We start from the raw sequence: 7951 nt of genomic DNA, 5'->3' as shown, positions 1-7951 counted from the left end.
TCAGGTTGAGGCTCTGCTAATGGCTCGTCCAACAAGTCGTCGATATTATCGTTTGCATCAACCTCTAATTCATCTTCAAGCTCAGGTTGAGGCTCTGCTAATCGCTCGTCCAACAAGTCGTCGATATCATCGTTTGCAAGTATATCCGGTTCTTCTTCTAGCTCTGGTTGTGATTCATCTTGTGCTTCGTCCAACAAAGCATCAATGTCATCGCCTGCGAGCATATCTAGCTCTTCTTCCAGCTCTGGTTGTGATTCATCTTGTGCTTCGTCCAACAAAGCATCAATATCATCGCCTGCAAGTATATCCGGCTCTTCTTCTAGCTCTGGTTGTGATTCATCTTGTGCTTCGTCCAACAAAGCATCAATGTCATCCCCTGCAGGTATATCCGGTTCTTCTTCTAGCTCTGGTTGTGATTCATCTTGTGCTTCGTCCAACAAAGCATCAATGTCATCCCCTGCAAGTATATCCGGCTCTTCTTCCAGCTCTGGTTGCGATTCATCTTGTGCTTCGTTCAACAAAGCATCAATATCATCAGCATTGATTAAACTTTCGTTTTCAAGGTCACCGTTGAATTCAGGTTCTTCATCCAATGCACCATCTAAAATGGAGTCAATGTCATCGTTAGTTTCTGCACTGACTTGTTCATCAGCTAGTTCTTCACTCAATGCAGCCAGCGCATCATCACTAACGTCGACCTCCTCATCCTGAGGCTCATTAAAGAGATCGTCTAAATCACCGTCACTCAAGATATCATTGCTATCGTCAACATCTAGAGGGATCTCATCGCTAGAGTCCTCGAAGCTTTGCTGCATAAAGTCTTCTTCATGACTGTCGTCAAACGAAATGTCTTCATTTAGTAAGCTATCAAGTTCATCTTGATCTAGTGTATCGTTGCCATCTTCAAAATCATCGTCGAGAGAGTCAAATGTGATCTCATCATCCTCTGGCAGTATGTCATCATCCAGTTGTACACTACTTCCTAAAGTATCCTCATCACCGACACCAATATCTAGCGGATCCGGCTCTGCTGCAAATGTCGTGGCAGCTGCTGTGGCTGTGGCTCCTGCAGCAGGTGTGCTTGGTAAAAACTCATCATCATCTTCAGCTTGAGGTGCTTGATTTTTTCTGCGCATAAACATGATGAACCCAGCAAGCGCCAGTAGTGCTGGTAAAGTCGCTAACAACGCAATACCAGGCATAGAACTGAAGAAATCTCCCAAACCGTCGCTTTCCTCAGCTTTTGCCTGCGCGGCCTGTTGTTCAATCATTTCATTTTGCAGGTCGATTACCGCTTTAAGTTGTTGTTGTATTTCACTATCTTTACCAAGCTGAGTTCGTACTGTTTGAAGTTCTGTGGAAATCGCACCAAGTTGCTGCTTCAACTTATTATTTTCTGACAGGATCTCTTCTACATTGCGCACTGAAGATTTGAACTCTTTTTGTAAGTCCATCAACCGCATATCTTGCTCCATTTTTAAAGAGCGTAATTGGTTGGTTAGGTCTTCTTTTGCTTCTTCAACGTCGACTTTGCGCGCTTGTGTGACTTTTTTATCCGCTTGCTCTATCGCATTAGGGTTTAGCAGCCCTTTGCGTTTCATGTCCCACAGCCTATCGTCCTGATCGGATTTTTGCTTGGCAAGCGTAGGATCTACGCTGCGGATTTCATTAATGGTTGGAATGCGCAGGTAGGTACCGTACTGCATGTGGTTGAGGTTTTTATCTAAAAATGAGTTCGGATTCTTGTCATAGAGAGCCTTCATCACTTGATAAATAGTGACTGAATCGTCCGGACGCACTTTTTGTGCTATTCGCCATAGTGTATCCGTGGGTCTGATAGGCCCTATAGATCGACCTTGAGCCCCGTAATCAACCCCTTTAGGGCCCTTTAGCACTACCCCCTCTTGGGTGTATACCGGTGTTGCAAGTAGTGCGAATACAAAGATACTAAAAAAGGCTAAACCGCGCATGCCGATCCTTTACTCAAATGTTTAACACTCGTTAAACGACATTTTATTATTATGGCTTTGAAGCAAGCTCTATTCCAAATGCAAACTATAAACCAGTTACACCTGAATATCCATTGCAACGTATTGAAAGTTAACATGGTTGTAATGCTTTTTGCTGATGTAGAAAAAGCATAATATAGAAGAAGAATAGTCAACTAATTGCTTTTCGGCAAACTTATTGGCATAAGTTTGCCGCAATGGTCAGCTATTTTAAAAAACTTTAAGGGGGACCGGCTTAACAAAGCACCTTAAAGATAACTTTCAATCAATACTTCAGCTATTTGAATACTATTGGTTGCCGCACCTTTTCTAGTATTGTCAGAAACAACCCATAGATTAAGCCCTAGAGGATGCGAAATATCTTGTCTTACTCGACCCACGTATACAGTATCATTACCGCTTGCGTCGCTGACCGGTGTTGGGTAATCGGTTTCATCTTCAATTAACTCAACACCAGGTGCATCCGCCAGTAACTGCTTTACATGCTCTAGATCAAAAGGCATACGTGTTTCAAGGTGAATAGCCTCGGCGTGACCAAAAAATACAGGGACACGAACTGCTGTTGGGTTTACCAACACGCTAGAGTCACCTAAAATCTTTTGAGTTTCCCACACCATTTTCATTTCTTCTTTGGTGTAGCCATTTTCTTGGAAAGCATCAATCTGTGGAATAACGTTAAACGCAATTTGTTTCGTGAAAACTTCATTTTCCATTGGTCTTGCGTTCATTAAGTTAGCTGTTTGCTTGGCTAACTCATCAACAGCTTCTTTACCTGCCCCTGATACCGCTTGGTACGTTGACACATTTATTCTATCGATGCCATACGCATCATAAATTGGTTTGAGTGCAACCAACATCTGAATTGTAGAGCAATTTGGATTAGCGATGATGTTACGATTTCTAAAGTCAGCTAAGCTTTCCTTATTAACCTCGGGAACAACTAATGGTACGTCAAAGTCATATCTAAAGTGAGAAGTATTGTCTATCACAACACACCCAGCTTCCGCTGCAATCGGCGCGTACTTTTCTGATACCGAACCTCCGGCAGAAAACAGTCCAATATGCGCATTCGCGAAATCAAAAGTTTCAACATCAATGACTTCTACTTTTTCACCTTTAAAGTCAATCTCTTCACCCGCACTGCGACTGCTCGCCAACGGATAAAGTGTATCCACTGGAAACTTTCGCTCTGCTAATAGTTCTATAATCTGCTTACCAACAAGACCTGTTGCCCCAAGCACCGCAACATTAAATTTTTGCGACATTGTTCTTCCTCAATTCTGTAATATACCAATCAAGTTATTAGCTGCTGCACTTTGAAAAGCCAAGCTGATAAAGCTTGTCACTGATTGGAGAGTCATCATTTAATTCAATTGTACTAAATTCTCGGCGCACAGGATATGCTTTACGCAAAGCATCAAACCCTTGTGAAGTTAAGTTAGCTCTCATGATGCCATCATCGCGACGGACGTCATACACCAGATGTACCAAATTTAGTAAGTCGTTCTCGTTTGCTGTATTTTGCAGCTTACATGCAGTAACACTAGGTTTAGGTAAAAAGTCAGCTATCGTTTTTTGCAGCTTAAGATTTAGCGTATTACAAACCGCTTCATATAGCATTTGTGTACCACGCGCTTTGCCCTCGAGTGTATGGCCAGCAATATGTACAGTGGCAAAACGTACGTATGGTAGTAGTGATTGCAAAATATTAGGTTCATTCTCCCACACGTCCAGTACCAACTCTAACGCCTGCCCGCCTTCTAGCGCCCTTAATAAAGCTTGGTTATCAATAACATCACCACGACTTGCATTGATTAACACCATACCTGGCTTTAATGACGCAATTCGTGCTTCATTCAATAAATGTATGGTTTTATGCTCACCATTTTTTACAAGTGGAACGTGAAATGAAACAATATCTGCGGCCTTGAGTGCATCATCAAGCTCGATATGAGAGTCCAAACTGCCGTCTTGGTATCTTAGCGGGTCGCACAGCAATACTTTGAGGCCCAACGCGCCAATTTTTGCAGCTAAACATTTACCAATATTCCCAACCCCGACAATAGCAATGGTTTTCCCTTGCAAGGAAGTGCCGCTTTCTTGTGCATAGGCCATGATAGCGCTAATCACATATTCTGCCACTGCAATCGCGTTACACCCAGGTGCACTGCTAAATGCGATACCTGAGCTTGCCAGTAATTGTGTATCGATGTGGTCAATACCGATAGTTGCTGTACCAACAAACTTAAGTTGCTTGGCCTTTGCTAACAAGGCTTCATTCACCTTAGTCACTGAACGAGTAAGGAGAATATCAGCATCGCTTAATTCTTCTGGGCGCAGGTTGCGGCCGTCAAAACGGATAACTTCACCAATATCTGAGAAAAAAGACTCTACCAGGGGCATATTTTGATCGGCTAATATACGCATCGGGGTTCCCTATAACCAATTTTATCAAGTTCAAGTGCGAAAACTGTTCACTGACGGGAGTCTAACATGGCAAGGTAGGTAACTAATAATAAAACCTTTTATTCTGAGCTACTTCCTTATTGCATCCAAATGCGATCGCAAAAAACATCACACAACATACAAACACCACCGCACCTTTAAGACTTAACCAACCACCAGAGTCAAGTAAGGGACAAAAGGTCATCGCGAGTACATTGATACAGCATAACAAAAGTGCCCATCGAGTGTATGAACGATAGCCAATCAAGGCTGCAAATAAGCTACTAAAAACATTAAAAATTACAGCTTCTGGAAGTAAATGAAAAGCCGCTAACATCGCAACGAAGGCTAAAATAATAATGAGGCAAAATATACTTTGTTGCATCTTGTTTCTCCTTAACATAGACAACAACTATTACCACTTTACGCGAGAAATCAGTGGCAAAATGAAAGATAAATCAGTTACCAACTGCTCTAGCAAAAGTGAGCATGTAATGCCAACACCGAAAGAGTAGATGACACTATTTTGCTATTCCTTTGCGGTCCATCAATACATTACTTTTCGGATAAGGCACTCCAAAGTGTAGAAGCTTTATAATAGATTTCAATATCAACCTTAGATGAAGTTTTGGCAATTATAGTGGACAGAACTAGGGATTTTTTGAAAGAAAATTCATGTGCATTTTCGCCACATTGCACTACGTTACTTACACTTTTAAGGTATCTAACACCACTGAAGTTAAAAATACTGCTGGTTTCACGGTGATTTTCAATTATGTGTGGCACACGTAAATAAATTGTCACAAACAGACTGCAATTAATTAATCGTGATGATATCAAGACGCTTGAAATATCAGCGTTAACCAGCTAGTCTAACTGGGTGGTCAGACCTCTTATAAGGAAGAACAACATGACACTTATATTTGTTCTCGCTTTGATTGTCTTGCTCAGTGCAGCAAGTTATCATCGCGCAAGCTGGAATACCGCTATCGGGATTGCAGCAGTTACTATGCTCGTTGGCACCTTTGCGGGTGCATTCGGCATTATCTCTTGGTTAATTTTCTTAGCGATTGTTATTCCGCTTTCAGTAACGAACCTGCGTCAGCAGTACATCGTGGCTCCGGCATTTAAAGCGTTCAAAAAAGTTACGCCAACAATGTCAGAAACGGAAAAGTCAGCGATTGATGCTGGTACTACGTGGTGGGAAGCCGACCTATTTTGTGGTAACCCAAACTGGGATAAACTTCATCAGTTTCCAAAGCCACGCTTGAGCGTTGAAGAGCAAGCGTTTTTGGATGGCCCAGTTGAAGAAGTGTGTGCCATGCTTAACGATTGGGAAGCTACGCACGAGCTGACGGACTTACCGCAAGACGTGTGGCAATACTTAAAAGACAACAAGTTCTTTGCGATGATCATCAAAAAGCAATACGGTGGTCTTGAGTTTTCAGCTTACGCGCAATCTTGTGTACTACAAAAGCTTACTAGTAAATCAACTTTGCTATCGTCTATCGTGGGCGTACCTAACTCGTTAGGCCCAGGTGAACTACTTCAGCACTATGGTACTGAAGAGCAAAAAGAACATTACTTACCTCGCCTAGCAGTGGGTGATGAAATCCCTTGTTTTGCATTAACGTCACCGGAAGCAGGCTCTGATGCTTCATCTATCCCTGACTTTGGTGTTGTGTGTAAAGGCGAATGGGAAGGCAAAGAAGTGCTGGGTATTAGTTTAACGTGGAACAAACGTTATATTACCTTAGCGCCCGTTGCGACTGTACTTGGTCTGGCGTTTAAAATGCGTGACCCGGACGGCTTACTAGGCGATAAAGAAGAGCTAGGTATTACTTGTGCCCTGATTCCTACTAACACACCAGGTGTAAAAATTGGTCGTCGCCACTTCCCTCTAAATGTGCCATTCCAAAATGGTCCAACACAAGGTGAGAACGTATTTGTACCACTCGATTTCATTATCGGTGGCGCAAAAATGGCAGGACAAGGCTGGCGCATGCTAGTTGAGTGTTTGTCGGTTGGTCGTGTTATTACGCTTCCTTCAAACTCTGCCGGTGGTATTAAATCTCTTGCAGTGGCAAGTGGTGCGTATAGTCGTATTCGTCGTCAATTCAAACTGCCTATTGGTAAAATGGAAGGGATTGAAGAAGCACTTGCGAAACTGGGTGGCTACGCGTATAGCTCTGATGCTGCGGTTACCATGTCAACTGGCGCAGTAGATTTAGGTGAAAAACCTTCAGTAGTTTCTGCCATTTTAAAGTACCACCTAACCGAGCAAATGCGAGCTTCCACCATCCATGCTATGGATATTCATGGTGGTAAAGGGATTTGTCTAGGTCCGAATAACTATGTTGGCCGTGGTTACCAAGGCGCACCAATTGCAATTACGGTAGAAGGTGCAAACATCCTAACCCGTAACATGATCATCTACGGTCAAGGCGCTATTCGTTGCCATCCATTTGTACTGGCTGAACTTGAAGCTTGCTCTATCAAGGATAAACAAGAAGCGCTTGACAGCTTCGACAAATCCCTGATGGGCCACATCGGTTTCACCATGTCGAACTTGGTAAGAACTAAATGGCTAGCACTGACCGGTGCACGTTTCACCAAAGTACCATTTAACGATGAAACCGCGGTTTATTACCGTAATGCTGCCCGTTACAGTGCATCTTTGGCATTAATGTCTGATATTTGTATGGCTGTATTTGGTGGTTCACTTAAGCGTAAAGAGCGTATATCTGCACGTTTAGGCGACTTATTAAGCTACCTATACTTGGTTTCAGCAACGCTTAAGCGCTATAACGATGAAGGTCGTCGTAAAGAAGACTTACCGTTTGTGCAATGGTCTTGTCAAGAGCACCTATATCTTTGCCAACGTGCCCTTGCTGACTTAATTAACAACATGCCTTCTGCTGCATTACGTGGCTTATTGAAAGTGGTATTGTTCCCATTTGGTCGTCCGGTTCGTAAACCAACCGACAAAATGGAGCATAAACTTGCTCAGCTACTTCAAGTACCTAGCGAAACCCGTGACCGTCTTGCAACACACATCTACTTAAAAGACGAGCCTCTGTGCTTGCTTGGTAAGCAAGAACAAACGCTAAAAGACATTCTTGCCGTAGAGCCTTTATTTGAAAAGGTATGCCGTGGTACTGGTAAAAAGTTACCGTTTATGCAGCTTGATAAAGTAGCAGCAATGGGGCTTGAAGCTGGCGTACTAAGCGAAGACGAAGCAGCAAAATTAACTGCCGTTGAAGCAAAACGCCTTGCCGTTATCAACGTTGATGACTTTGACCCTGAAGAATTACTTGCTGGTAAAGCGAGAACCAAAGAGTCAGCTAAGGCAGACGCAGCATAACTACTTTTGTTTATTAGGTAGTATAAACCATACTATCAATAGCAATTAGCGTGGATAAAGGTCAGAGTTTTCTGACCTTTTTTCTTGGCAGATTATACCAATTTGACTTAATACTTACTCAATTTGAAGGAGT

At 42.7% G+C, this 7951-nt stretch carries 5 protein-coding genes; 1 reads left to right on the top strand and 4 read right to left on the bottom strand.

Annotation, left to right across the window (positions count from 1 at the left end; genetic code table 11):
* The 4 genes from D9603_RS18725 to D9603_RS18710 form a co-directional block, all read right to left on the bottom strand.
* The coding region (locus D9603_RS18725; RefSeq protein ID WP_277750228.1) for a FimV/HubP family polar landmark protein at window positions 1-1970 on the bottom strand (1970 nt) is incomplete at its 3' end.
* Window positions 1971-2257: 287 nt separating this feature from the next.
* On the bottom strand, window positions 2258-3274 hold the full coding sequence (locus D9603_RS18720) for an aspartate-semialdehyde dehydrogenase (RefSeq protein ID WP_128732446.1): 1017 nt from the start codon (window positions 3272-3274) through the stop codon (window positions 2258-2260).
* A gap of 37 nt (window positions 3275-3311) precedes the next feature.
* Window positions 3312-4436, bottom strand: coding sequence for a 4-phosphoerythronate dehydrogenase (locus D9603_RS18715; protein ID WP_128732445.1), 1125 nt, complete (start codon window positions 4434-4436; stop codon window positions 3312-3314).
* An 82-nt stretch (window positions 4437-4518) separates the two neighbouring features.
* On the bottom strand, window positions 4519-4839 hold the full coding sequence (locus D9603_RS18710; protein WP_125254195.1) for a DUF6419 family natural product biosynthesis protein: 321 nt from the start codon (window positions 4837-4839) through the stop codon (window positions 4519-4521).
* Window positions 4840-5364: 525 nt separating this feature from the next.
* On the opposite strand from D9603_RS18710, the gene fadE reads away from it, so the two are divergent.
* Complete coding sequence (fadE, locus tag D9603_RS18705) at window positions 5365-7818, top strand: acyl-CoA dehydrogenase FadE (protein ID WP_128732444.1); 2454 nt, start codon at window positions 5365-5367, stop codon at window positions 7816-7818.
* Window positions 7819-7951 lie beyond the last annotated feature (133 nt).

Source organism: Pseudoalteromonas sp. PS5, assembly GCF_004103255.1.
Classification (GTDB): domain Bacteria; phylum Pseudomonadota; class Gammaproteobacteria; order Enterobacterales; family Alteromonadaceae; genus Pseudoalteromonas; species Pseudoalteromonas peptidolytica.
Note: the sequence above shows the minus strand (reverse complement) of the source record. Positions and strands in the feature narration are given on the sequence as shown.